Raw genomic sequence first — 24,570 nt, forward strand, 5'->3', positions numbered from 1 at the left:
CTGCTTGTGCGTAGCACCATGCTGGAGTTTGCGCTGCTCGGTGGCTTTGCGGGAGTTCTTGGGTGGCTGCGGCTGAAGCGGCAGTGTGGGCTTTGCAGTTCCGAATGTTTGAGGGTGATTTCAGTTGGCACTGGCAAGTGGTGCTGCCTATACCGGTCATCAGTGCAGTGGTGTTGTCATTGTTTGGGCGCTGGCAACTCAGGCCTGTGTTGAGTGTTTCGCCCATGCTTTTACTTAGGCGACTTGAGTAAAACTGAGGTTCGGCAAGCAGAAATACTGGCTTATCGATAGTTCGCGAGGATGGCTTCCAGCTCGCCACTCTCGCGAATGCGGGCAAGCTCAATGTTGAACTTGTTCGCAAAAGGCAGGCACTCTTTGCGCAGCATCACCCGAAAGCCATAAGAGCTAATGCCTCCTGAAGAAGCCGTAAATTGGTCCTGCAAGCCTTCGTTTTTCAGTACCCATTTGCCTACAAGCAAATCGACTACCGCTGCGTCAAAACGGTCTCCGTGCAGTAAAAAGTTAAACATATCTCTCTCTTGGGAAACGTCAAAACGCTTGATGGCACCAGACTTAAAGTGCCGCTCCAGCGCTGGGTATATGTAGCCCAGGTGAGTGACAACGGTTTTGGAAACAAGATCTTCCGGGGAGTGGTACGTCTGGCTGGCGCCTTTCGGCGTAAAGAACACTTCCTGAACCTCTACCACCGGCTCGGTAAACAGGAATTTTTCTGGCTCGTGTGTCCATTCAACCGCTCGTGATGTGCCATCGATATAGCCATCCAGCAACATCTGATCCACACGTTTTCGTGGAATTTTTTCAGCGACTATTTGATAGCCCAAACGCTCGGAAATCAGCGAAACCACATCCCACATAATACCGGAGGGCGCATCCTGATCTACGATCATGTAGGGCGGATAACCGTTCGGGGAGATATTGAAACGGAACACTTTTTTGTCGTCTGCGAAGGCTGCGTTTGTGCCCAGAGCAAATGTAAGCAAAAAGGGCAGGCAAACTATGCGTTTTGCGAGAGCGATGAGCAGGTGGTATTTTTGGTGCTTCATTGACGGGAACTCTCTTCGAGCATACGGGCTGCGGGCTATGCTGCCCGCGAAAGAATGACCCGGCCATGTCCCTGCCAGAAAGAGATCAATTGTTACTTGTCTGCCCCGCTATTTCAATATTTGAGAGTAATGTAATGTTAACCAGGAGCAGCGCCCCGGTGTCGGGCCCTGCTCCTATAATGGCCGTTAGGCCCAAGCGCGCTGCAGAACGGCGCGAGCGTCCTTAAGAGTCACTTCTTTTGGGTTGAACATGATGGAGCCATCGTCCATTGCCATGTCTGCAATCTGATCCAGCTGACCTTCGGTAATTTTGCCCGTTTCTTTCAATGTGCGTGGCAATTGGCACCGCTTATAAAGCGCATCCCTTAGCTTGCGTAGGGCTGAAATGCTGGCTTCCGCGCGACGGCTGCCGGGTGTGGCTGCGTATACCTCAGGGCCTTCCAGGTACAGCAACAGTTCGCCCAATGGCTCACGAATGGTTTCAAGGTTGTACTCAAGCACATAGGGCAGGTACAGGCTCATGCACAAGCCGTGGGGCAGGTGGCAGATGGCGCCGGTGGCGTGGCCAAGGGAGTGCACCAGCCCAACCATGGAGTTGGAAAACGCAATACCCGCCATGGTGGACGCCTGCGCTAGCTCCAGCCTGCCGTCGCTGTCCTTTGGGTTGTCCATTACCTGCAGCAGCGATTGGCTTACTTTCTTGATAGCCGCCGTAGCATAGGCATCGCTCAGCGGATTCTTTGCTATACAGGTGAAAGATTCGATGGCATGGGTCATGGCATCCATGGCCGTTGCTGCCGTAATGTGGGGCGGCAGCGTTAGAGTCATACGCGGGTCGATAATCGCCGCGTTGGGCAGCAGGTACGAGGAGGTAAAGGGCAGTTTTACGCCTTTTTTCTCATCGGTGATGACCGCAATGGATGTGACTTCCGAACCGGTTCCCGCCGTGGTGGGCACCACAAAGAATGGTTTGAGTGCGCGTTTCAGCACGCCAGCGCCCGTATACTTGGCAATGTCATCCCCACCTTCGGAAACCAGAATATTCACAGCCTTGCCGGTGTCGATGGCCGAGCCGCCGCCTATGGCAATAATGGAATCGCACTTTTCCTTGCGGTAAATGGCAGCAATATCACGAACCACGGTAGTTGAAGAATCCGGCGGCACATCGTCGTAAATGCTTACGATATCCAGGCCACTCTCTTCGCACGCAGTAATTACCGGTTCCAGCAGGCCAGCGGCACGAACACCTTTATCGGTCACAATCATCGGGCGTTTGGCGGCCAAACCGTTTAATTCGTATGGGATATGTTCAAGGGCGGCTTTGCCGGCAATAACTTTTACCGGGCAGAAGAACTCGTAGTAAGTGTTGGTCATTAGGCTCTCGCTGTCTGGACAAAGTGAGTGGCAACCTTCAGGTAAATCTGTGCAGCACTGATCAGTTTTTCGGGGAGATGAAGGTTTGCGGGGTATTCTTTTACCGCACGTTTGGCAATGATCTTGGGCAGAATGAACGATTCAAGCCGATTGAGTACACGGGTCATACGAACGGCGTAGCTTACATCGCCATCTACCAGCATGCGGTCGTGGGCAAACGCGACCGAGGTTTTTCCTGGAACGACAGCACCAAAAAGGCGTGAGTAAGGTGTTTAAATTGGATGGAGACATCTACGGGACGAGGGGCCGAGTTGCCGTGGTAGTGGAACCGGCCCTCACCAATATGTTCCACAATCAGTTTTGCGCCATCGGGCATTACCATCATTTCAAACAGGAAGCCTATAGGCAGCACCTGTGCTTCTCCTTGAACCTCACTATCAACCTCACTGACCGCCTGAAGAGCACGCCCCATAACCTGGAACATAAGTTCTACATACAGGCGCTTTGCCTGGGAAGCCATAGGCTGGATACGTTTCGCTAACATGCCCGTTACCTGAATTTGGTTATTGATAACTGATTTTTAGAGTTATTGCTCTAAAAGTCAATGATCATGATGACGGCAACCCTGCGCTTTTCCGGCAAGCCCATGAACAGCAACGAAAAAGGCCGAAATCCTAAGGATTTCGGCCTTTAAAGCTATGCAGATAAGCAATGTTACTGAGTGAGAGCGGCCAGCTTTTTCCGTGCTTCCTCAGCAATGTCGCCGCTGGATTCCGCCGCTTTGCTGTAATAAGCGATGGCTTCCTTGCGATTGTTGTCCTTTACGGCAATATCGCCCAACCGCAAAAAGGCGATGGAGGTAGGTACAACCTCGTTAGCCCGGGTCAGGTTTTCTCGTGCTTTGCTCAGGTTATTAAGCTGCAATGCGGTTAGACCATTATTGAGGCGATAAACGAACATTTCGGGGTACATGGACACCGCCTTATCGAAATCAGCCTGGGCCTTGTCGTTCTTCTTTTGCTCCTGGTAAATACGGCCGCGCAAGGAGTAGAACATAGCTTCGCGGGGTAGCAGGTTGATGGCCTCGTTGATTTTATTGAGAGCCGCATTCATATCGCCGTCAGACGCCAGCTTCATGGCCTCATCGTGGGCGTCATAGGCGGGCTGAACCTTACGCAGAGTGGCTGTTTTCTTCTTGTAAACATCGGCCCCGCGATAGCCGCCGCCACCTATTTCGCTTACCAGCTTACTGTTCTCGCTAACACGTTTGGCAGAAGGCGGGTGGGTCGCAAAAAGACCGTCTACAAACCCGGCCTGCTGGCCATTGGACAGCGCAAGGAAAATTTCCTGTAGCTCTACGGCCGCTTGCGGGTCGTAGCCGGCTTCTTTCATGTAAAGCATGCCGTAGTGATCCGATTCCAATTCATCGCCCTGGCCGTATTGCGCCAGAGCCAGCTGTGCCCCCACCGCTGCGCCACCCATAAGCAGGCCTGCCCACTCATTGTCAGAAAGCGCAAAGCCCAAGCCTGCTACACCAGCGCTGATCAGCATCCCTTGCTGCATGCGCTGAACACTGTGGCGCGCTGCCGCGTGAACAATCTCGTGGCCAAGTACAGAGGCAAGTTGCGCCTCATCCTCAAGTTCCGTCAGCAACCCACGGTTAACCGCAATCTTGCCGCCGGGCAAAGCCCAAGCATTGGGCACGCTACTGTTCAGCACAACAAACTCGTAGGGCAGGTCGGGCCTGTCACTTACCCGGGCCAGCTTGTTGCCCACTTCCCGCACGTACAGGGTCAACTCAGGGTCGATATAAAACTGCCCGCCCTGAGTTTGCTGGGTGGGCGTATATTGCTCAGCACCCATAGCGAGTTCCTGGCTCTCACCAATCAGCGAAAGTTGGTTTTCGCCAGTTACCGGGTTTACAGAACACCCGGTAAGCAGCAGCATAAGTGCCAAAACCGGGGCACAGCGTTGCAAGACGGCGTTTTTCACTCTCGACTCCTGTAATTGAATATCCTGACAGATATAATTGCACGGCTACCGCCTGCTTTAAATACCGGCAGCCCAAAACCCACACACGAACCACAGGTTTGTTCTGAATGGATGACCAAATTCGAACCGACCGGGTAACCCGGTTCATCGAAACCCTCAACCAGGCCCGCGAGCTTGGCTTAACGGTTACAGAAACCACAGAGTGCAGCCTTACCCTGTGCCTGCCATACGATGACCGTATTATAGGCAACCCGGATACCGGCGTGATTCATGGTGGCGCCATCACCACGCTGATGGACACCACATCTGGCTCGCTCATGCTCTGTGCCCTGGAGGTATTCGAACTGTGCCCAACGCTGGATCTGCGGGTTGATTACATGCGCCCGGCCGAACCGCACAAGCCTGTTTATGCCCGGGCGGAAGTTTACCGAATGACCCGCAACATTATATTCACCCGCTGCGAAGCCTACCAAGAAGGCGGCGAAACCGTGGCTAACTGCGTAGGCACCTTCATGCGTATAGGCCCCGAAGCACTGCCAAAAGCCTACCGTGAAAAAATCACCGGAGGCCCGCTATGACCGATCCGGAAATCCTGCGTTACACCCGCGAAACCGGTGACTTCTCCCGCCTGATCACTAGCATTCCCTACGCCACGTTTATTGGCTTGGAGTGCGACCAGTTTGGCGATGACCTAATCTTTCGCCTGCCGGCACAAGACCAGAACCTGGGCAACCCGGTACTCCCCGCCATTCACGGCGGCGTAATCGGCGGCTTTATGGAGCTTTCCGCCGCGATCTACCTAATGCTTGCGCAAGAAACCATGCGCATGCCGCGCATCGTCAACTTTTCCCTGGATTACCTGCGCGCCGGCCTCGACCGCGAAACCTATGCAGAATGCCAGCTAACCCGGCAGGCAACCGGGTAGCAAACGTAATGATCACTGCCTGGCAGAAATCCCGCTCCAAACCGATTTCGACCGCACGAGCGCATTTCCTGCTAGAAGACTGACCGAGACTCCACTCCGGGACTTGAAAACCTCCGGAGTGCCCCCATTTTCCTGCAAGACGAACTCACAAGCTGGATAACACGGGAGCAAGGCTTTTCTCCAAAACCGTGCGGAGCCATGGATGGCGGAGCCGAGCGTACACGGATGTATTCACAGCGTGTTTTGGTGAAAAGCCTTGCTCCCGTGTTCCCCCATATGTCGATTGCAGGAGAGACGAAAAAAATGACGGTTGAAACGCAAAAAGAAACCCTAGGTTTTCAGACCGAAGTAAAACAGCTACTTCAGCTGATGATCCATTCCTTGTACTCAAATAAGGAAATCTTCCTCCGCGAACTGATTTCCAACGCCTCCGATGCCGAAGACAAGCTGCGCTTTGCCGCCCTGAAAGACAACGGCTTATACGAAGGCGAATCCGAACTGCAAATCCGCCTCGATTTCGACAAAGAAGCCAACACCATCACACTGGCCGACAACGGCATCGGCATGAGCCGTGAAGACGTTGTGCAAAACCTGGGCACCATTGCACGTTCCGGCACTGCTGAATTTCTTCAGCAACTCTCTGGCGATGAAAAGAAAGACAGCCAGCTGATCGGCCAATTTGGCGTGGGTTTCTACTCAGCCTTTATCGTTGCCGACAAAGTGGATGTATTTACCCGCCGTGCAGGCGCGCCTGTTGAAGAAGGTGTGCACTGGCAATCGGTCGGCGATGGCGAATTCACCATCGAACACGTAGCCCGTGAAAAGCGCGGCACCAAAATTGTTATCCACTTAAAAGAAGAGGCCAGCGAATTTGCCGACGGATTCCGCCTGCGCAACCTGGTTAAAAAGTATTCGGACCACATCTCCTTCCCGGTGATCATGAAATCCGAGCCCACCGAAGAAGGCGAAGAGAGCAAAGACGAAACCGTTAACGACGCGACCGCCTTGTGGACTCTGCCTCGTACCGAAATTAAAGACGAGGAATACAAAGAATTCTACAAGCACATTGCGCACGATTTTGAAGACCCGCTGATCTGGTCCCACAACAAAGTGGAAGGCAAACTGGAATACACCAGCTTGCTGTATATCCCGGCCCGCGCACCGTTTGATATGTATCAGCGCGACGCGCCCCGTGGCCTGAAGTTATACGTACAGCGCGTGTTCATCATGGACGACGCCGAACAGTTCCTGCCGCTGTACCTACGCTTTGCCAAAGGTGTGGTGGATTCCAACGATCTGTCCCTGAACGTATCCCGCGAAATCCTGCAAAACGACGCCACTGTGGATAGCATTCGTACCGCACTAACCAAGCGTGTGCTCGATATGCTGTCGAAGCTGTCCAAGAGAGAGCCAGAGGAATACCAGAAGTTCTGGGGCGAGTTTGGCACGGTTCTCAAAGAAGGCGCTGCGGAAGATTTCAGCAATCGCGAGAAAATCGGCGGCCTGCTGCGCTTTGCTTCTACGCACACAGGTGAGAGCACACAAAACGTGTCTCTGGACCAGTACATCGAGCGGATGAAAGAAGGTCAGAGCAAGATCTACTACATCACTGCTGATAACTTCATGGCAGCCAAGAGCAGTCCGCACCTTGAGGTGTTCCGCAAGAAAGGCATTGAGGTACTGATTCTCTCCGATCGTATTGACGAGTGGATGGCGGGTTACCTCACCGAGTATGACAGCAAGCAGCTTCAAGACGTTGCCCGTGGCGATCTTGATCTTGGCGAAGTGGAAACCGAGGAAGACAAGAAGCACAAGGAAGAAGCCGCAGAAGAGCACAAAGATTTGCTCGAACGAATCAAAACCACCCTCAGTGACCGGGTTCAGGAAGTGCGGGTAACCAACCGCCTTACGGATTCACCGGCGTGCTTGGTAGTGGGCGACTTTGATATGGGTGCCCAGATGAAGAAGATCATGGAAGCGGCGGGCCAGAAGGTTCCAGACAGCAAGCCGATCTTTGAAATCAACGTGGATCACCCGCTGGTTCAACGCCTGGAAAGCGAGAAGGGCGATGAGCGCTTTAACGAGCTCTCAGCGGTGCTTCTGGACCAGGCCACACTGGCAAGCGGCGAACAGCTGCAAGACCAGGTGCCTACGTAACCCGCTTGAACCGTCTGTTGCTGGAACTGGCTAACTAAGCTGTATGCATCAGATTATTGTGGACATAAGCATCAGTCCTGAAGAGTGGATAAAGCTCTATCAGGGCGTTGCCGTTGATGTTCGCACCACGGCCCGGGACGGACGCTCTGTCCGTTTCCCGGCCCGTATTCTCTCCAGGTTTTATCTCCAGAACGGTGTGCGGGGCAGCTTCCGTATTCTGTTTGATGCCTCCGGCAAGTTCTCCTCCATTGAAAGGCTTTGAGCCATCCTCGCGTTAACCCTGCTTGGCGCCGATAATCAAAAACTCTCAGATCGTTATTTTTTATTAATTGTTTTTGGTATGGATAGAGGAACTAAGCTGATTTTCTAGAGGTCAATTTTTGCAATGATGCAAAAACAGGAGAGTACAATGTCTAACAACGATACGGGCGGCAAATGCCCCGTGATGCACGGAGCTACTTCTACTGGAAATCGCAGTGTTATGAGTTGGTGGCCGGAGGGGCTGAACCTCGACATTTTGCATCAGCATGATCGCAAGACCAACCCGCTGGGTGACGACTTCAATTACCGCGAAGAGGTTAAGAACCTCGATTTTGGTGCTATCAAGAAAGATCTCCACGCCTTGATGACGGATAGCCAGGATTGGTGGCCTGCAGACTGGGGTCACTATGGCGGTTTGATGATCCGCATGGCGTGGCACTCAGCGGGCACCTACCGACTAGCCGATGGCCGTGGCGGCGGTGGCACCGGCAATCAACGGTTTGCACCGATCAGTTCCTGGCCGGATAACGTCAGCGTCGATAAAGCCCGCCGTTTGCTGTGGCCGATCAAGAAAAAGTATGGCAACAAGATCAGCTGGGCTGACCTGATTATTCTGGCGGGCACCGTCGCCTATGAATCCATGGGTTTGCCTTCTTATGGCTTCTCCTTTGGCCGGGAAGACATCTGGCACCCGGAGAAAGACATCTACTGGGGTTCAGAGAAAGAGTGGCTGGCGCCATCAGACGAGCGTTACGAAGACGTGGATAAACCTGAGACCATGGAAAACCCGCTGGCAGCCGTTCAGATGGGTTTGATCTATGTGAACCCTGAAGGCGTGAACGGTAAGCCGGACCCGCTTAAAACAGGTGAGCAGATACGAGTGACCTTTGCCCGCATGGCGATGGACGATGAAGAAACGGCAGCCCTGACGGCTGGCGGACACACCGTTGGCAAGTGTCATGGTAATGGTGATGCTGGCGCTCTGGGCGCCGTGCCTGAAGCGGCCGACGTGGAAGACCAGGGCATGGGTTGGAGCAACCCCAACTCAGATGGTAAAGCCAGCAGCGCTGTGTCTTCGGGCATTGAAGGCGCCTGGACCTCGCATCCAACCCAGTTTGACATGGGCTATTTCGACCTATTGTTTGGCTATGAGTGGGAGCTGAAGAAAAGCCCGGCCGGTGCCTGGCAATGGGAACCCATTAATATGGAGGAAGAGGTTAAGCCGGTTGATGCCAGCGATCCCTCCATTCGCCGAAACCCGATCATGACCGACGCCGATATGGCCATGAAGATGGACCGAAGTACCGGGCCATCTGTGAGAAGTTCATGGCCGATCCCGAATACTTCAGGAACGCCTTCGCTCGTGGCTGGTTCAAGTTGACCCACCGTGATCTCGGGCCGAAAGCTCGCTACATTGGTCCGGAAGTCCCGGCCGGCGATCTGATTTGGCAAGACCCGATTCCAGCTGGCAACACCGACTACTGCGAAGAAGTGGTCAAGGTAAAGATTGCTGAAAGTGGGCTGAGCGTTGGCGACATGGTGAGTACCGCCTGGGATAGCGCGCGGACCTACCGCGGCTCGGACATGCGCGGTGGTGCAAACGGTGCCCGCATTCGTCTGGCGCCGCAGAAAGACTGGGAAGGCAACGAGCCTGCGCGTCTTGCCAAGGTGCTCGGAGTGTACGAGCAAATTTCCGCTGACACAGGCGCCAGCGTGGCAGACGTTATTGTGCTGGCGGGGAGTGTCGGTATCGAGCAGGCTGCAAAAGCTGCTGGCTACAACGTGCGTGTTCCCTTCCTCAAGGGCCGTGGCGAAGCCACCGACGAGATGACCGACGCCGAATCTTTCGAGCCGCTGGAACCGTTGGCAGATGCTTTCCGCAACTGGCTGAAGCAAGACTATGCGGTCAAGCCTGAAGAACTGTTGCTCGACCGAGCCCAACTGATGGGTTTGACGGCCCCGGAAATGACCGTTCTGGTGGGTGGCATGCGTATGCTCGGCACCAATTATGGCGGCACCAAACACGGTATCTTCACTAACCGTGAAGGCCAGTTGACGAATGATTTTTTCGTGAACCTGACCGACATGAACAATACCTGGAAGCCTGCCGGCAATAATCTCTATGAGATTCGCGACCGCAAGAGCGACCAGATGAAGTGGACGGCAAGCCGTGTGGACCTGGTGTTCGGTTCGAACTCCATCCTACGCTCATACGCCGAAGTGTATGCGCAAGACGACAACCAGGAGAAGTTCGTAAAGGACTTCATTGCTGCCTGGGCCAAGGTCATGAACGCAGACCGTTTCGACATACAGAAGTAAATCGATAGCAACAGGCCAGGCGCTCTCATAGGAAATTGCACAAGAGAGCGTCCGGCTACCAACTTCCCGCCAAATTCCTTACAATCCTCCCCGCCTGATTTTTGATCAGCTGCATTCTGATTTTCTTCTTTTAGCTTCTGGAGCCTTCATGCGAATTATTCTTGCCCCGATGGAAGGGCTGGTTGACGCACCTATTCGTGAAACCCTCACGAAGGTCGGCGGTATAGACCGGTGCGTAACGGAATTTATCCGCGTGACTCATAACCTGTTGCCTCCTCGCGTTTTCTACAAGTTTGCGCCTGAACTGTATAACCAATCTCTCACGCAGGTGGGTACGCCGGTAGCGATTCAGCTTCTTGGGTCAGACCCGGAAGAAATGGGCCGCAATGGGCGCAGAGCTGTTGAGCTAGGCGCCACTCAGGTTGATATCAACTTTGGTTGCCCTGCCAAAACAGTGAACCGGCACAAAGGCGGTTGTGTGCTGATGCGTGAGCCAGAATTGATGCACAACATCACAGCGGCGGTACGCCAAGCGTTGCCGGCGCATGTTCTGGTAACGGCAAAAATGCGCTTGGGGTACGACGATCGCTCCATGGGTGTTGCCTGTGCTCAGGCGCTGGAAGCGGCCGGGGCAGAAGAAATCGTTATCCATGCGCGCAGTAAAGTGGATGGCTACAAACCGCCTGCATACTGGGAAGAAATCGCCAGGGCGCGAGAAGCGGTGAAGGCCAAAATCATTGCCAACGGTGAGATCTGGACCGTGGCCGATTATTGGCGTTGCCGTGAGGTATCTGGCTGTGACGATGTCATGATTGGCCGGGGCCTGATCGCAAGGCCCGATCTGGCTCGTAAGATCAAAGCCAGCCAGCAGGGCGTTGAGATTGACGATTTGGCTTGGCCAGAAGCTGTGGTGCTGGTGAGGGAATACGCCGAGGTACTTCAGGGTTGGTTGGAAGACCGTTATGTAACTGGTCGCATCAAGCAGTGGCTGAACTTCCTGCGACAAGGCTTTTCGGAAGCTGAGGCTATATGGCCCAAGGCTCGAAAAATCCGCGAGGTGGCACCAATGCTCGCCTGCCTTGAGCAGGATATACCCGCATCACAGATCGCTGTGCGGGCAGCCTGATCTTTCTTTTTCTTTGAGCACTTCTTCCGGTCCTTTCTGATTGCGAACTACACTGGTATACATTGGTCGTGCGTTCGTAATTAAGTGGTTAATACAATCAAAACCACAACGGAGGGGTTCTAATGTCCAAACAATCGAAACCTGGAGTTTTGAAAGGGATCGTTGGCGGGTTTTTCCTGTCTTTGGGGCTGGTATCTTTGGCAACGGCCGCAGAGGGCGACGTGAAGGTCACGCCCCTGGGTAGTCATGATGGCGAGTTCTGTGTGCTGGACCGGGCCATGGTGTTTGAGGATCCGAATGGTACCCGCATTCTTTACGATGCTGGCCGTACCGTAGCTGGCCCCCATGATCCTCGCCTTGGCAATATTGATGTCGTTCTGGTATCTCACATGCACGGTGACCATTTGGGTGATCGCCGAATCAAAGAAACGAATGCCGGTAATTGCGGTGGGCCAGAATTCCCAGTGGTCACTTTGCCGCAATCCAACTCCGTGGATATTGCGGTAAAAAAACAGGCAAAGATCGTTACTGGCAGTGAGATGCCTGCATTTTTTGCTACTAAGCTTGAAGCTGCTGGCGGTGACCCTGCTAACTCCATGCTAGTGCGCTTTGGTGGGAACCTGGAAGTCGGCGGCGTGGCCATCACTACGGTACCAGCAGCTCATAGTAATGGGGTTTCCCCCGCGTTTCTCACCGGCCCGCTGGCGGAACATTTGAAAGCGTCAGGCGTTAGCGCGAGTGTCGGTGCGCCAACTGGCTATGTGTTAACTTTTTCAAATGGCCTGGTGGTTTATCTTTCCGGGGATACTGGCATTACCGCCGAGCAGAAACTGGTGGTGAACGACCATTACCGCGCTGAACTTGTGGTCATGAATATTGGCGACACATACACGACAGGGCCAAAGGAAGCGGCTTACGTGATCAATGAGCTGATCAAACCGAAAGCCGTGATTGCCTCACATGCCAATGAGCCGGCAACATCTGGTGGAGAGCTAAGGGAGGATACTCGAACGGCCTTATTCAGGAGCCTGGTAAACGCCCCCATGCATGTTCCTTTGAGCGGGCACACCATCGCATTTAACGGCGATGGCCGCTGCACAGCTGGTTGCGACTGAAATCAGCCTCTTTCAGCGAAAGGCATCGAAAGGCAGAGGGCTCTGGCCGCGGTTATCTCAGCTGGCTATCCTTACTGCCCCGGCGATTAATGCCGCCGGATCCCACTTCCTGTTTCTCGAGTTCCGCCTGGCAGTTTACGCAAAGGCGGACACCCGGAATGGCTTTGCGCCGTGCGTCTGGAATAGGGCGGTCGCATTCTTCACAGAATTCCGCGCTTTCACCTGTGCCCAGCCTGCTACGGGCCTCGGCAACGGCGTCCTCCACACTGGCATCAATCTGATCCTGAACAGCCCCATCACGGGCCCAGCCACCTGCCATAACGTTACTCCTGTGAAACGCCCAATCTCTAGCATACCAAAGCCATAGTGATCGGGCTAAGGTTAGCTCTCGTAACTGTGTGTAGTGTAAGTTACAAACCTCCAAGCCAAATGATTACTGATTAAAAAAGGAACTAAAATGCTCTCAAAAACAAACACATCCCGTCGTGGTGGAAAGTGGCCGGTAGTGACTGCTTGGCTTGGAGTTATTTTGTTGATTGCTGCAGCGGTGTTTATGGCAATGGCTGGGCCAGCCTACAGAGCTGAGTGGATCGCCCTGGGCACGTCGTTCACGTGGCTGCGCCAAGGCGCGCAATTGGCAATGGGTGCTGCTGTGTTGGGGCTGATAACCCTGGTGCTTGGCGGCGTGCTTCGCCGGTGGCGCCCAGCACTGGTGGGGGCCTTGGTCACCCTGTTGGTGGTCGCCGTGGTCGCCATGCCCATGCAGATGAAACAGCGAGCTCAGAGCGTGCCGCCCATCCACGACATTACCACTGACACACAAAACCCTCCCGTCTTTACAGCGCTAGCCGCGGCTCGTGAGAAGGCACCAAATGAAGTGGATTACCCTGGCGCTGAAACTGCACGCCAACAGCTTGCAGCCTATCCCGCTTTGAAACCGATTACCCTGAATATGCCGCTGGCTAGCGCGATGGAGGCAGCAAAAGCAACTATTCAGGCGCGGGGCTGGCAGGTGGCTGAAACTACCAATAACACCATCGAAGCTACTGCTACAACACGCTGGTTTGGGTTCAAAGATGATGTGGTTATCCGCATGACGGAGACAGGCAACGGAGTGAAGGTTGATATGCGTTCTGCTTCAAGAGTAGGGAAGAGCGACGTAGGCACCAATGCCGAGCGTATTCAAAAGTTTCTTGAAGACCTGGCGCGCTGATAAAATCGTTGTTGGTGCGCAACATGGGTATACTCGGAAACCATAGGATTTTGCCGCTTCTTTTAATAGGTCGGCGGGCCTAGCTCCTTCAGTGTGACCCACAATGAAAGAACCACTGCGCCTTAGATATCAAACCATTGAATTCGGAAACGTGGATATTCACGTTTGCACCCTGCGTGATAACCAGCAATTCGACGACCCCAACGACGTTGCCCTCAAGTTGGGCATTTCGTCTGCCACCTGGCCACTGTTTGGCATAATCTGGCCATCCAGCATGGTGCTCGCTCACTACATGGCGGTGCACCACACGGCGGGTAAGAGAATTCTGGAAATTGGCTGCGGAATGGCGCTCTCCAGCCTGCTACTGAACCAGCGTAAGGACGACATCACGGCGACGGATTATCACCCGGAAGTTGGTTTCTTTTTGGAGCGCAATACACAGCTTAACCAAGGAAAAGCCATCGGTTATCAACGGCTGGACTGGGCAGATAAAACCAGTGACCTAGGTCTGTTTGATATGATTATTGGCAGCGATCTGCTGTACGAAGACGAGCACATAAACCTGCTGGCCGACTTTGTTCACAAGCATGCCAATGCAACCTGTGAAGTTATTGTGATTGACCCAGGGCGCGGCCGAAAGAGTAAATTTAGCCGGCAGATGGAGCGTACGGGTTTAGCTATTCGCACACAAAGCCAGAACATACTGACTACCTTGAACGGCCATTTAAAGGGCATATACTCAGGTTTTGGCGGGGGGATGTGGAGAGTTGGCCTGACCAGCCAGTAAGCATCGAACCTTAAGTTCTTTTAGCTCTTGCAGTCTATAGCGCAGCACGAAAAACCCGCCACAGCCCTTTGGGCCAGGCGGTTTTTTTTCGGCAGAATTACTTCGCTGTGATTGTAGACATCACCAGCTTGCCGTCTTTCTTGATGGGGCCGTCTTCTTTGGCGCCCAAGGTGTATTCAAAGCCGCCCGTTTTCATGCCGCCGTCTTCTGCGTGCACCATTAGCATCAGCATGTCACCGGATTTAACGTCTTCAGTCAGAATAGCGGATACGTCCATGTTCTCGCCCTTTTTCAGGGGCGCGTAACCAACTACCGGGCCAGGCTTCATGGTTTCACCTGTGCGGTGCACAACCAGCCAGCCGTTTGCTTCAGCGGTGACTTTCTTCGCGGTAACAGTACCTTCTGAAACAGCCTGATCGTCTGCCCAAACCTTGGCTTCGTGATTCATGCCTGCCTGAACGATGCCGGCGGTCAGTGCGCCGGATATCAGGGCTGCCATCAGTGCGGTAGTTTGTAGATGCTTTTTCATTGCGTACTCCTTGCTGTTGGTTGTGCCCATCCTGTTGGATATGTTTTTGGATGTGCTACAGACAGCTACGGGGTCGCAATGAATAAGTTTCAGAAAAGCCTGATTATTTTCAGATCCGCCGGCTCAAGTCATCTCCGGCTGGGTACAAGTAGCCGTGAATAGCCGGGCCAGTGGGCTGCCCCGTGGGTGACCCACCGGGAGGCTCCAGGCTAATACCGAAGGTGGCTTCCCGTAGCAGGGCCGGATCGTATTGTTTCAGTGCTCCCTGGTCTAACTGCATCTGGTCTCCCAGTACACCCACAGACCGTGGGTTGGGGCCCAGCTCATCAGATTTAATCCACAACTGATAAGACTTGCCCGGCTGCGCTTCTGCAGTTACCGGGCGAATGTTCAGCTGACGGTTTTGTAAGTCGACAGTCAGCAAGAAAGCCGGCTGTTGGTCATCGTGCTGGAACACAGCCACAAAGGAGTCTGGGTTGTTTGCAGGCTGGAAGGTTAACACTGCCACTAATACTAACGCCGCCGCAGACGCCGCAGCAGTACTCCAGCGCCATTGATTCACCCGGCGGCGAAGCATGACAACAGACGCGGTATTGTTCAGCTGGGTTGCCCGCTGATCCAAAACGCGTTCAATCTGTGCAAACAGCTCCGGGCTGGGCTGCACCGGCGCAACGTCGTCCGTCATCCCGATCAGCTGCTCTTCCCATTGCAAAATTCGCGCATCCAGAGCGGGGTCCAGCTCGCGCCGGGCCTGGAGGCTTTTCGTTCGCCTGCCGGCAATGTGCCCAGCACAAATTCGGCAATCTGCATGTCTAGGTCGTCGTGTTCGGTCATGATTCCAGACACCCTTTAATATCCTGCAGTGCGCGGCGAAGCCATGTTTTTACGGTGTTCACTGGCTGCTCGTACTGGCTTGCCAGCTCATCCCGGGACCAGCCGCTTAGGTAGGCCAGTCGCACCATGTCCTGCCGTTCCTTTTCCAGCTCACCAATACAATGGTTAAGCTTGTTTACTACCTGTTGGTCTTCCATCTGATCCTGCACTGTGGCTTGCCGGGCGACCCTCTCATCCATCGCGTCGTCGGTAGTGGTTCGGCCCGCAGGGTGCTTACGCAGCTCATCAATGGCCTTGTTCCGGGCAATGGAAACCAGCCAGGTAATTGGCGAGGCTTTACCCTTATCAAACAGGCCGGCACGCTGCCATACTTTAAGATAAGCCTCCTGAATAACATCATCTGCCCAGGATCGCTCTTTTAAAATACGCAGTACCACGCCCAAAAGTTTCGGTGCCGTTGCTTCATATAGTTTAGCGAAGGCAGCACGATCCTGTTTTGCAACGCGACTGAGGAGGGCGCTGATATCAGATGGAGTTAAAGAATCTGGAAGCATGTTTGAACAGACCGTCACAGGTTGAGAGGGTTAGTGTAGTTGGAATTTGTTCCGGTTAACCGGGTGTTTTTCAGAATCTGTCAATTTTTTTCGCAAACGCGTTCTTGGGGCAGATGCAAAGGGTTGCGTGTCGCGCTGCAGATCCCGGCGTAACGCCCAGTATGAATTAATCGCAACGCGAGAATCGTTGCTAAATAAAAGGCCATGTGACAGATTAAATACCGATGCAGCGGGTTGCTGCAGGAACGGCAATCCGGATATTCCTTTCATTTCGGCGGTGTTCTGTTTTTATACACCGCTCTTTATAAAGCGAGGAACTTACTATGAATAACGACATCATTGAAGGTAACTGGAAACAACTTAAAGGTAAGGTACGCGAGAATTGGGGCAAGTTAACAGACGACGATGTAGATGAAATCGCCGGCCGTCGCGACCACTTTATCGGTAAAGTTCAAGAGAAGTACGGCATGAAAAAAGACGAAGCCGAGAAAGAATGGGAAAAGCTTTCTAACTTCTAACTTCTAAGTATTTATAGCTGTTATTTTATTGTTAATAAAAACCGGTGCCTGCTTTCATGCAGGCACCGGTTTTTTAATGCCTACACCAACACTTGTCGTGTATTAGCGATGTAGTGATGAACCTGGCGCTCAATGTCTGGAGCAACCATGCGCTCCGGGCCGCGATCGTTCGGGCAGGGCATGGTTTTTGTGGTGCCAAACAACCGGCATATTAACGGACGCTCCCCGTATACAGTGCAGCCATTAGGGCCAAGGTGTACGCAGCTTAAATCATTTAACGCTGCTTCATGTTCGGCATCTGTTTTAACCGGCAGCCGCGACATTTCTTCCGGGGAGGTGGTTACCGGGCCGCAGCAGTCGTGACAACCTGGCACACATTCGAACGACGGAATGTTCTCGCGCAGTCGCGCAATAATATCTCTGTTTTTATACATTTTTGCTCATCAACGTTGCAGGCATTATGTTAGCGCGCTGAAGGGAGGTTGCCGCCCAGCATGTTTTCAACCACTGCCGCGTTATAGAAAGCTTCAACAGTCTGGATTTTGTCGTCCCTAACACGAAACCACACCGCAAGCCGCACATCCCCGATTGGCTCAAAGTTCGTTCGATAATCCAGCACCGCGAACACGTGCTCCCCATCGGCACTTAGTTGGCGGAGAATCAGGTCTTTCTGGATGGCAGCCATACCGAACTGGTAAGACATCATGTCATCTGGGCTAAGGAAGCGCATATTTGGCCCAATATATTCAAACCCCTCTGCAACCAACAAGGTCTTAGCCTCATCAAAACGCTGAGCATGGATTTCAGCGATGAACTGCGCCACGATGTCTTTTGGCTGCATGAATAAACTCCAATTCCTATACGGGGGTGAGTTGTTTGAATGTCTGGATTCGTGCATATGCCATGAACGGCAGCGTATCCACCCCACCTATATACCAAAAAAAAAGGCTACGGCATATGAACCTGCAATAACTGCATAGCCTGGCTGGCTGTTTTGAAGCCCTTGAATGTGAGACCCTCTCACACATTCGCGGCCCCAAGCCACGTGCCTCGTTCACCTTCAGAGAACCCCAACACCATGCAAACACTGCCAAACCACACACCTATGCGCTCTTTGCGGCAGCTCACCGCGCTACTCATGCTGGCGTTTCTGCTGACCGGCTGTGGCATTAACAATATTCCTACCTACGACGAAAAGGTTAAATCGGCCTGGTCGCAAGTTGAAAATCAGTATCAGCGCCGGGCAGATCTGGTACCCAACCTTGTGGAAACCGTAAAAGGCTTTGCTTCCCAAGAAAAGGAGACCCTGACGGCGGTTATCGAGGCGCGCTCCAAAGCTACCTCCATTCAGGTTGATGAGAGCATTCTTAACAACCCGCAGAAGCTTCAGCAATTCCAGCAAGCCCAGGGCGAACTGAGCAGCGCGCTAAGCCGGCTGATGGCTGTTTCTGAGCGTTACCCGGATTTGAAGTCGAACCAGAACTTTCTCGCGCTGCAATCGCAGCTCGAAGGCACAGAAAACCGCATAGCCGTGGCACGGCGCGATTTTATTCAGGCGGTAGAACGCTACAACACCGAAATCCGCACCTTCCCAGGCAAAATCTGGCACAGCATTCTCTACAGCGATATGGAGCGGCGTGAAAACTTCAAAGCCACTGCAGAAGACGCAGATGAAGCACCCAAGGTGGAGTTTTAAATGCCATTTTTTTCGCGCTACGGTGTTGCGGCGCTCTTTGCCCTGATGGTGTTACCGGTATCTGGGACTTTGGCCCAGTCTACCCCGGAATTCCCGGAGCTCAGCGGTCGCGTGGTGGACAAAGCTGATTTGCTGAGCCCAACGACTGAAACCCAGATTACCCAGATGCTCCAGGCTCACGAACAGGGCACTACAGAGCAAGTTGTGGTCGTTACGGTGCCAGACCTGCAGGGCTACGCCATAGAAGACTATGGCTATCAACTGGGACGCCATTGGGGCATTGGCCAGAAAGGCGAGGACAACGGCGCTTTGCTGATCGTTGCCAAGGAAGAGCGCAAAATCCGGATTGAAGTGGGTTATGGCCTTGAAGGCCGCCTTACTGATGCGGCTTCCTCAACTATTATCAATCAGATTATGACCCCTGCGTTCAAGCAGGGTCAGTTTGAGCAGGGTGTTGTCAACGGCGCCGCCGCGATGGTGCAAGTTTTGGGGGGTGAGCCTTTGGCCGCACCCGGCCGATCCCCTGGCAGCCGCCAGGAAAAGCCAAACGTTTCCCTGGTGTCGTTGTTTTTCATGATCATAATGGCCGTGATTTACTTCATTGGTGGTGGCCGAGGCCGTGGTGGGCGCACTGGCGCAGCGCTAATAGGTGGCGCGTTGCTAGGTGCCAGCATGGGCGGCCGTGGTGGCGGATTCGGTGGTGGTGGCTTTGGCGGCGGGGGCGGCGGCTTCGGCGGTGGTGGTGCCTCCGGTGGCTGGTAAAAGCAAACTGTTCACCGGTAACACAGCCTTCAACTTATCAAGAAGCGATACCCCATGACATTATTGAGTAAACAGGAACAGGAACAAGTTGCGGCCGCCATCAGTGCGGTCGAGCGGGAAACCGACGCGGAAGTGGTCACTGTGCTAACCGCCCAGGCTGATAACTACGCCTATATCCCACTACTCTGGGCCGGGCTCCTTGCCCTGCTGGTGCCCGGCATCGTCAATTATTTTACCGGCTGGCTGGCGGCAGACATGTTACTGCTCGGCCAGTGGGGCGTGTTTATCGTGCTCAGCTTGATATTCCGGGTACCCAGCATCAACAGGCGACTCATTCCTCGTTCTGTGGGCTACTGGCGCGCGTCTAATCTGGCCCGGCGCCAGTTTTTGGAGCAAAGCCTGCACCACACGGCAGGCGCCACCGGCATGCTGATCTTTGTTTCGGAAGCCGAACGTTACGTTGAGATTCTGGTCGATCAGGCATTTCCAGCCAGGTAGACAACGAAGCATGGGAAACCATCATTGAAGCGTTCACCGGGCAAGTGAAACAGGGCAACACCCTACAGGGGTTTGTGACCTGCATCGAAGCGTGCGGCACGCACCTGAAATCCAAGGTGCCAGCCACTCGCCAGAAGAACGAACTGCCAAATCACTTAGTGATATTGTCTTAAAGGCCAGGGTGCTGGCGCACCCTGTCAGCTTTTCTTTTCAAGCGCATCTTTTAGGCCGGCAAACGGGTTGTGGGTAGCCGCTTCCTGCCTTTTCTCGGAGCTGCCGCCGTAGCGCACAAAATCCTCAAACTTGCTGTGCTCTTCATCGTGACAGTACACGCACAATAACTCCCAGTTGCTGCCGTCGGCGGGGTTATTGTCGTGGTCATGATCGACATGGTGCACGGTAAGTTCCCGCAAATTAATGCGGGTAAACTCACGGGCGCAACGCCCACACACCCACGGGTACATCTTCAGCGCGCGCTCACGGTAACCACTTTCCCGTTTGGCAATATATTCGCGCTGTTCCGCCAGTAGCCGGTCCAGCTTGCCTGTGTTGCCGGTATGTTGGCTCATGGTGAATTCCCTCAACTAAGTTAGTGCTAACAGCTCAAAATGGCGCTTCGGGCCTCAATTCAGATAATATCCATTTCACGTTCGAATTCTACACCTCAGGCATATTACCGTGAGCTCACTGCAAAAAAGCGGAAACAACCAAGCCAAGCCTAATGGCAAAGGCCTGCATCCCAGAAACTTACACAGGCAAGGCTATGATTTTCCCTCTCTGGTAAAAGCTTACCCGCCACTCGCCCCATATGTGCAGCCAAACGCCCACGGCAACCTGTCTATAGAATTCGCCAACCCGCGGGCAGTAAAAGCTCTGAATGCGGCGCTATTACAGCAACACTACAACATTGTGGGTTGGGATATCCCAGAAGGTGCGCTTTGCCCGCCTATCCCCGGCCGGCCGACTACATCCACCACATAGCGGAGCTACTTGGGTGTGCAGAACCTGCAATCAACATAGCCAATACCCAACCCAAAATCCGGCTGCTGGATATAGGAACGGGGGCAAATGGAATATATCCGCTATTGGCCTGTCAAATATACGGCTGGCAATGTGTTGGTAGTGATATTAATGCCCGGTCGCTTGAGAACGTAGCCACGATTATCGCTAAAAATTCCCAGCTAAAAGGCGGCTTCTCCCTGCGCACGCAGCCCGATACACATCATATGTTTGAAGGCATTATTCAGGCGGGAGAGTTCTTTGATGTCAGCGTATGCAACCCGCCTTTTCATGCCTCGCAAGAGGAGGCACTCAAGGCCAGCCAGCTTAAACTCAATAACCTTGCTCGTAATCGCGGCGAGCGAGCGACCACGGGTGCTCCTCCTAATCTAAATTTTGGCGGCGTGGAAGCAGAACTGTGGTGCAAGGGGGGCGAGCGAATGTTCCTTAAAAAACTGATCAAAGAAAGCCAGGCGTTTTCAGCTCAGTGCCGTTGGTTTACAAGCCTGGTGTCGAAAGTTGATAACGTGAAGCCTGCAATAAAACTGATCCGTAAGCTTGGTGCTACCGATATACGGGAAATAGAAATGAAGCAGGGAAACAAGATCACAAGAATATTGGCCTGGAGCTTCATCCGTGGGGTTCAAACGTAAAAGCCAGGCTGCGATTACTGGCTTATGCGGTTTCGGGGGGCAGTGTCACCTCACCAAACTTTGCACGGTTTCGGCCACCATCCTTGGCACTGTAAAGCGCCGTATCCGCCTCCAGCATCAGGTCTGCGAAGCTTCGGTGGCGCTTTGCGCGCTCGATGCTACCAATGCTGGCGGTGAGGTTCAGGGCCATGCCATTAATAATGGCACCTTCGCGGGTGATGGCATTGAGCAGCCGATGGGTAACTGCCTGCAAGTTTTCATCCTCAGACAGCAGCAAGACAATGGCAAATTCCTCGCCACCAATACGGCCGATGATGTCATCACTTCGTAATTCGTTTTCCAGGGTGCGAGCAATCGATTGCAGCGCCTTATCACCCGTGGCGTGGCCCCAGCGGTCGTTTATCTGTTTGAAATGATCCAGGTCGAGCATCAAAACCGCCATGGGTTGGTGGTTGTGGCTCGCCTTTTCGAAAATACGGTTCCCTTCCAGGAAAAAAGAGCGTCGGTTGAGCAGTTCGGTCAGCCCATCCTTCTCCGCTAGCGCCCGCAGGCGCAACTCCGACCGGGTGAAGGCCAACAGAGGTAAAATTAGCGCTGTGGCTGTTGTAACCAGTATGTGGTTAGCCAGAATCAACCGCAGAACCGTGTCGGTATGGGTTTGGCTGGTGTTTAGCCAACCCGCGGCTATTACCAGGCACTGTGCCAGCATTAGCACCCCGTGCAGGGTAAACAGTACCTGCAGCATGTGGCGGGGCAGGGCAGGTTTTGGCGCGGGGCCAGCCAGACAATAAATTGCAACGCTGAAAATGATGGCCGAGAACAGAGCCGTTAACAGGCGCGCGCTGAGAGGGTCCACTTGAAAGGTTATGAGCAACGCTAGCAGGTACCCGGCAAAGGCAAGCCGGGAAACGAGCTGGAACCGGCGGGTGCTGCGTGTTGCGCCTTTTAAAAAGCGCTGAAGCCCGCCCAGTAATAGGAAGGGCGAGAGCCCCAGAAAGGCATGAGCCGCGAACACGGTTATCCAAGGCGCATCAACCATAACCCGTATGCCTGCGAGCAAGCTACCGATTGCGAAGGTACCGCATGCCAGCGCCCAGAGCAGAAAATAGTACTGACGGCCGCGCAGATAATAGATCGCCCACAATAATCCCCCAATCAGCAAATTGATTGCGACTGAAAGAATAATCAGTGTTGGCAGGTGTATGCTGAACCCCATGAGTACCTTTGTGGCGGGTTTGGCGAGGTTACAGGTTAGGCCTAGCGCCGGGTAACCATCAGTGGGTTTTGTGTGATGTTTTATTAGCCGGGGGCTACATACCAACAGCTACCCGGCGAGACTCCGTATTATTGGTATGTAGCTTGACTATGGCCAAGTGAGGTGAAGCCTACGTTTAGTGGCCAAGCAAGGCAAGGTGGCGGGAGCGATTTAATGGCCCTGTAATGCGACCACAAGTGCCAGGCTAGTTACGGTGTTTTCAGCTCTGGGGTGCTTGGCGCCCCTCATCCAGATTCAATACTGCGCAATGGCTGGCTAATACCCGGTGCTGACTTACCACATTCAATGATTGTTACCGAGCCAGGCAGGCCAGCGCTTTTCTGCTGGGGTAGGGTGTCTGTGTAGAAGCGATCAACATACTTGAACGAAGCTACCTTGCAGTGTGAGCTCAGAGTCCATTTGCTGTGATCGGCTACCAGCATGCGGGCCCGGGTGTTGGTTATGATTGCTCGGCTAACTTCGGCCTCGCGAATATCGTAATCCATCAAGCCATTCTGCTGATCCATACTCCCGGTACTTATAATGCCGAAATCGGAGACAAAAGAGCTGAAGAAGCTGGTGACTTCTGGCCCAACCACATCGTGATGGTCGTGCCGGTATATTCCCCCAGAAACAATCACTTCAATACCGGGATTCCCAGAAAGGGCTGCGGCTACGCTGAAGTTGTTGGTCATTATTCGGAGTGACTGATGGTGGATCAGCGCTTGCGCTATCAGCTCAACGGTACTACCTACACCCAGGCTAACCGTAGCGCCTTCCGGAATATCCGCCGCCACACGCCTGGCCATATGCCGCTTGGCTAACAGGTTGCGCACTTGGCCATCTTGTATGGAGGCAATCGGTGCAGCAGCACTGGCCGGTAAACTGACGCCGCCGTAACGACGACGCAACAGGCCCAGCTCGCACAGTTTGTTGATGTCGCGACGAATGGTTTGCGTGGTGACGCCAAAGCGCTGAGCTATGTCTTCAACTTCGACATGCTCCTGTTCATGGACCCATTCCAGGATGCTACGCTGGCGATCTTTGGCGCTCATCAGACTATATGCTCAACCAGTTGACCTTGTTGATATCAGGCGAGGCGTTGGGCTACTTCAGCCCGGAGTGTGTTCGTTGTTGCAGCCACGCCTCTGCCATTTCAGCAAAGCCCAGACCCGAGCGTTGGCTGGCGATTGCAGCCGGCTGGTGGGTCATGCCGGATAGGTGCTTGCGAATGTTGGACACCCCGACACTCATTGGGAAGATGCGAAACATGCTCTCATCATTAGGTGCATCACCAATAAAGATGGAACGGCGCTGCAATGCCTGCGTATCCAGGCCGAGTAGTTCACGGCCCACCCGCAATGACATAGTGGATTTGTCGAAATCCCCCAGCCAGATGTTAATGTGAATCGAGCTTTGCCGAACGTTAAAGCCCTGGGCCAGCAGGGCATGGTGAATGGCCGCCACTTGTTCAGGCGTCAGCGATTGCTGCTGGTTGTAATCCACCGCCACATCCACATAGCGAAAGGGTTGGTCGGTGGCCAGCTTGGGTTCAAAGCCCAGGTCCAGCGCTGCAACAGCCTCTAATATGGCCTGCTGGTCTCGGCGGTGCTTTACCTCGTCTTCCCAGTAGTGCCAGCTAACGGTCTGTGGCGCTGTGCGCTGCGCATAGAATGCGCCCCCTTCGCCGATAACGGCTCTTACCGGCCAGGTTCGAATGATTTGGTCACACCAGCCAGCACAACCCCCGGTTACCGGAATGACGCTAATGCCGGCATCTGCCAGGTGACACATCGCGACATAGGTCTCTGGCAGCAGCCGGCCGTCTGTCGTCAGCGTATCGTCCACATCGGTAAACAGAATGTCGGCGTTATCAAACTCAATCGTGTCTTTCATACTATCGGCGTTCCAGTTCACATCGGGCAGCGGGCTGTTCACG

Annotated in this window: 25 protein-coding genes and 6 pseudogenes; 15 read left to right on the forward strand and 16 right to left on the reverse strand. The window is 53.7% G+C overall.

From position 1 onward, the window contains the following. Positions 1–251 (forward strand): annotated as a pseudogene (locus BCA33_RS14790) (ABC transporter ATP-binding protein); the annotation flags it as partial. 30 nt (positions 252–281) lie between these two features. Here the strand turns inward: BCA33_RS14790 and BCA33_RS14795 are convergent. The 5 genes from BCA33_RS14795 to BCA33_RS14810 all read right to left on the reverse strand — a co-directional run bounded on the left by BCA33_RS14795 (position 282) and on the right by BCA33_RS14810 (position 4,385). Further along, positions 282–1,064 (reverse strand): ABC transporter substrate-binding protein, encoded by a 783-nt coding sequence (locus BCA33_RS14795; protein ID WP_071267046.1) that lies wholly within the window; start codon positions 1,062–1,064, stop codon positions 282–284. A 186-nt stretch (positions 1,065–1,250) separates the two neighbouring features. Then, a complete protein-coding gene (locus BCA33_RS14800) occupies positions 1,251–2,438 on the reverse strand; it encodes an iron-containing alcohol dehydrogenase (protein WP_071267048.1) in 1,188 nt (395 codons plus the stop codon). Beyond that, positions 2,438–2,641, reverse strand: a complete 204-nt coding sequence (locus BCA33_RS22035) for a hypothetical protein (protein ID WP_254774442.1) — start codon at positions 2,639–2,641, stop codon at positions 2,438–2,440. The genes BCA33_RS14800 and BCA33_RS22035 overlap by 1 nt, the downstream gene beginning before the upstream one ends. Further along, on the reverse strand, positions 2,632–2,982 hold the full coding sequence (locus tag BCA33_RS22040) for a hypothetical protein (RefSeq protein WP_254774443.1): 351 nt from the start codon (positions 2,980–2,982) through the stop codon (positions 2,632–2,634). The genes BCA33_RS22035 and BCA33_RS22040 overlap by 10 nt, the downstream gene beginning before the upstream one ends. A 170-nt stretch (positions 2,983–3,152) precedes the next feature. Beyond that, positions 3,153–4,385: a M48 family metalloprotease gene (locus BCA33_RS14810; protein ID WP_071267119.1), complete on the reverse strand. Its 1,233-nt coding sequence runs from the start codon at positions 4,383–4,385 to the stop codon at positions 3,153–3,155. A gap of 152 nt (positions 4,386–4,537) precedes the next feature. Here BCA33_RS14810 and BCA33_RS14815 point away from each other — a divergent pair, with 152 nt between their 5' ends. From BCA33_RS14815 to BCA33_RS14845, 7 genes and pseudogenes are all read left to right on the forward strand, one after another. Continuing rightward, positions 4,538–5,008: a PaaI family thioesterase gene (locus BCA33_RS14815; protein WP_071267050.1), complete on the forward strand. Its 471-nt coding sequence runs from the start codon at positions 4,538–4,540 to the stop codon at positions 5,006–5,008. Continuing rightward, a pseudogene (locus BCA33_RS14820) lies at positions 5,005–5,438 on the forward strand (PaaI family thioesterase). Before BCA33_RS14815 ends, BCA33_RS14820 begins: the two are co-directional and overlap by 4 nt. A 220-nt stretch (positions 5,439–5,658) precedes the next feature. Next, positions 5,659–7,550, forward strand: a pseudogene (gene htpG / locus BCA33_RS14825) (molecular chaperone HtpG). A gap of 5 nt (positions 7,551–7,555) precedes the next feature. After that, the gene (locus BCA33_RS14830; RefSeq protein WP_071267052.1) at positions 7,556–7,774 is read left to right on the forward strand and encodes a DUF2835 domain-containing protein; all 219 of its coding nucleotides are present in this window, start codon (positions 7,556–7,558) and stop codon (positions 7,772–7,774) included. 147 nt (positions 7,775–7,921) lie between these two features. Continuing rightward, positions 7,922–10,092, forward strand: a pseudogene (gene katG / locus BCA33_RS14835) (catalase/peroxidase HPI). A 148-nt stretch (positions 10,093–10,240) separates the two neighbouring features. Next, positions 10,241–11,218 (forward strand): tRNA-dihydrouridine synthase, encoded by a 978-nt coding sequence (locus BCA33_RS14840; protein ID WP_071267054.1) that lies wholly within the window; start codon positions 10,241–10,243, stop codon positions 11,216–11,218. A 122-nt stretch (positions 11,219–11,340) separates the two neighbouring features. Continuing rightward, complete coding sequence (locus BCA33_RS14845) at positions 11,341–12,333, forward strand: MBL fold metallo-hydrolase (RefSeq protein WP_071267056.1); 993 nt, start codon at positions 11,341–11,343, stop codon at positions 12,331–12,333. A gap of 52 nt (positions 12,334–12,385) precedes the next feature. Here BCA33_RS14845 and BCA33_RS14850 read toward each other — a convergent pair whose 3' ends face one another. Continuing rightward, entirely contained in the window at positions 12,386–12,652 is a 267-nt protein-coding gene (locus BCA33_RS14850; protein ID WP_071267058.1) for a DksA/TraR family C4-type zinc finger protein, read from the reverse strand. 138 nt (positions 12,653–12,790) lie between these two features. Here BCA33_RS14850 and BCA33_RS14855 point away from each other — a divergent pair, with 138 nt between their 5' ends. Then, positions 12,791–13,546, forward strand: a complete 756-nt coding sequence (locus BCA33_RS14855; RefSeq protein WP_071267060.1) for a DUF1499 domain-containing protein — start codon at positions 12,791–12,793, stop codon at positions 13,544–13,546. Between the two features lie 103 nt (positions 13,547–13,649). Next, entirely contained in the window at positions 13,650–14,333 is a 684-nt protein-coding gene (locus tag BCA33_RS14860; RefSeq protein WP_254774444.1) for a methyltransferase, read from the forward strand. Between the two features lie 97 nt (positions 14,334–14,430). Here the strand turns inward: BCA33_RS14860 and BCA33_RS14865 are convergent, their stop codons facing one another. The 4 genes from BCA33_RS14865 to BCA33_RS14875 form a co-directional block, all read right to left on the reverse strand. Then, positions 14,431–14,862: a hypothetical protein gene (locus BCA33_RS14865; protein WP_071267062.1), complete on the reverse strand. Its 432-nt coding sequence runs from the start codon at positions 14,860–14,862 to the stop codon at positions 14,431–14,433. A gap of 109 nt (positions 14,863–14,971) precedes the next feature. Then, complete coding sequence (locus BCA33_RS14870; protein ID WP_254774446.1) at positions 14,972–15,547, reverse strand: anti-sigma factor; 576 nt, start codon at positions 15,545–15,547, stop codon at positions 14,972–14,974. 5 nt (positions 15,548–15,552) lie between these two features. Further along, positions 15,553–15,696 (reverse strand): hypothetical protein, encoded by a 144-nt coding sequence (locus BCA33_RS22045; RefSeq protein WP_254774448.1) that lies wholly within the window; start codon positions 15,694–15,696, stop codon positions 15,553–15,555. Continuing rightward, positions 15,693–16,250: a sigma-70 family RNA polymerase sigma factor gene (locus BCA33_RS14875; protein ID WP_071267064.1), complete on the reverse strand. Its 558-nt coding sequence runs from the start codon at positions 16,248–16,250 to the stop codon at positions 15,693–15,695. The genes BCA33_RS22045 and BCA33_RS14875 overlap by 4 nt, the downstream gene beginning before the upstream one ends. 323 nt (positions 16,251–16,573) lie before the next feature. On the opposite strand from BCA33_RS14875, the gene BCA33_RS14880 reads away from it, so the two are divergent. Continuing rightward, entirely contained in the window at positions 16,574–16,768 is a 195-nt protein-coding gene (locus BCA33_RS14880; protein ID WP_071267067.1) for a CsbD family protein, read from the forward strand. A gap of 80 nt (positions 16,769–16,848) precedes the next feature. On the opposite strand, the gene BCA33_RS14885 is transcribed toward BCA33_RS14880, so the two are convergent. Both BCA33_RS14885 and BCA33_RS14890 read right to left on the reverse strand, forming a co-directional pair. Continuing rightward, on the reverse strand, positions 16,849–17,202 hold the full coding sequence (locus tag BCA33_RS14885) for a YkgJ family cysteine cluster protein (RefSeq protein ID WP_071267069.1): 354 nt from the start codon (positions 17,200–17,202) through the stop codon (positions 16,849–16,851). A 29-nt stretch (positions 17,203–17,231) separates the two neighbouring features. Beyond that, positions 17,232–17,609, reverse strand: a complete 378-nt coding sequence (locus BCA33_RS14890) for a nuclear transport factor 2 family protein (protein WP_071267071.1) — start codon at positions 17,607–17,609, stop codon at positions 17,232–17,234. Between the two features lie 237 nt (positions 17,610–17,846). Between BCA33_RS14890 and BCA33_RS14895 the strand changes: the two genes are divergently transcribed. The 3 genes and pseudogenes from BCA33_RS14895 to BCA33_RS14905 all read left to right on the forward strand — a co-directional run bounded on the left by BCA33_RS14895 (position 17,847) and on the right by BCA33_RS14905 (position 19,897). Next, entirely contained in the window at positions 17,847–18,464 is a 618-nt protein-coding gene (locus tag BCA33_RS14895) for a LemA family protein (protein WP_071267073.1), read from the forward strand. Between the two features lie 45 nt (positions 18,465–18,509). Next, a complete protein-coding gene (locus tag BCA33_RS14900) occupies positions 18,510–19,226 on the forward strand; it encodes a YgcG family protein (RefSeq protein WP_254774457.1) in 717 nt (238 codons plus the stop codon). Positions 19,227–19,280: 54 nt separating this feature from the next. Then, positions 19,281–19,897: pseudogene (locus tag BCA33_RS14905) on the forward strand (TPM domain-containing protein). A 24-nt stretch (positions 19,898–19,921) separates the two neighbouring features. On the opposite strand, the gene BCA33_RS14910 reads toward BCA33_RS14905, so the two are convergent. Next, positions 19,922–20,293, reverse strand: a complete 372-nt coding sequence (locus BCA33_RS14910) for a YajD family HNH nuclease (RefSeq protein WP_071267077.1) — start codon at positions 20,291–20,293, stop codon at positions 19,922–19,924. 109 nt (positions 20,294–20,402) lie between these two features. On the opposite strand from BCA33_RS14910, the pseudogene rlmF reads away from it, so the two are divergent. Then, positions 20,403–21,376: pseudogene (gene rlmF / locus BCA33_RS14915) on the forward strand (23S rRNA (adenine(1618)-N(6))-methyltransferase RlmF). A 22-nt stretch (positions 21,377–21,398) separates the two neighbouring features. Here rlmF and BCA33_RS14920 read toward each other — a convergent pair. The 3 genes from BCA33_RS14920 to BCA33_RS14930 form a co-directional block, all read right to left on the reverse strand. Continuing rightward, entirely contained in the window at positions 21,399–22,592 is a 1,194-nt protein-coding gene (locus BCA33_RS14920; RefSeq protein ID WP_071267079.1) for a diguanylate cyclase, read from the reverse strand. 284 nt (positions 22,593–22,876) lie between these two features. Continuing rightward, positions 22,877–23,686, reverse strand: coding sequence for a DeoR/GlpR family DNA-binding transcription regulator (locus tag BCA33_RS14925; protein ID WP_071267081.1), 810 nt, complete (start codon positions 23,684–23,686; stop codon positions 22,877–22,879). Positions 23,687–23,738: 52 nt separating this feature from the next. After that, positions 23,739–24,569, reverse strand: coding sequence for an HAD-IIB family hydrolase (locus BCA33_RS14930; protein ID WP_254774450.1), 831 nt, complete (start codon positions 24,567–24,569; stop codon positions 23,739–23,741). Position 24,570: the final 1 nt, after the last annotated feature.

This window comes from Marinobacter sp. AC-23 (assembly GCF_001858325.1).
GTDB lineage: Bacteria > Pseudomonadota > Gammaproteobacteria > Pseudomonadales > Oleiphilaceae > Marinobacter.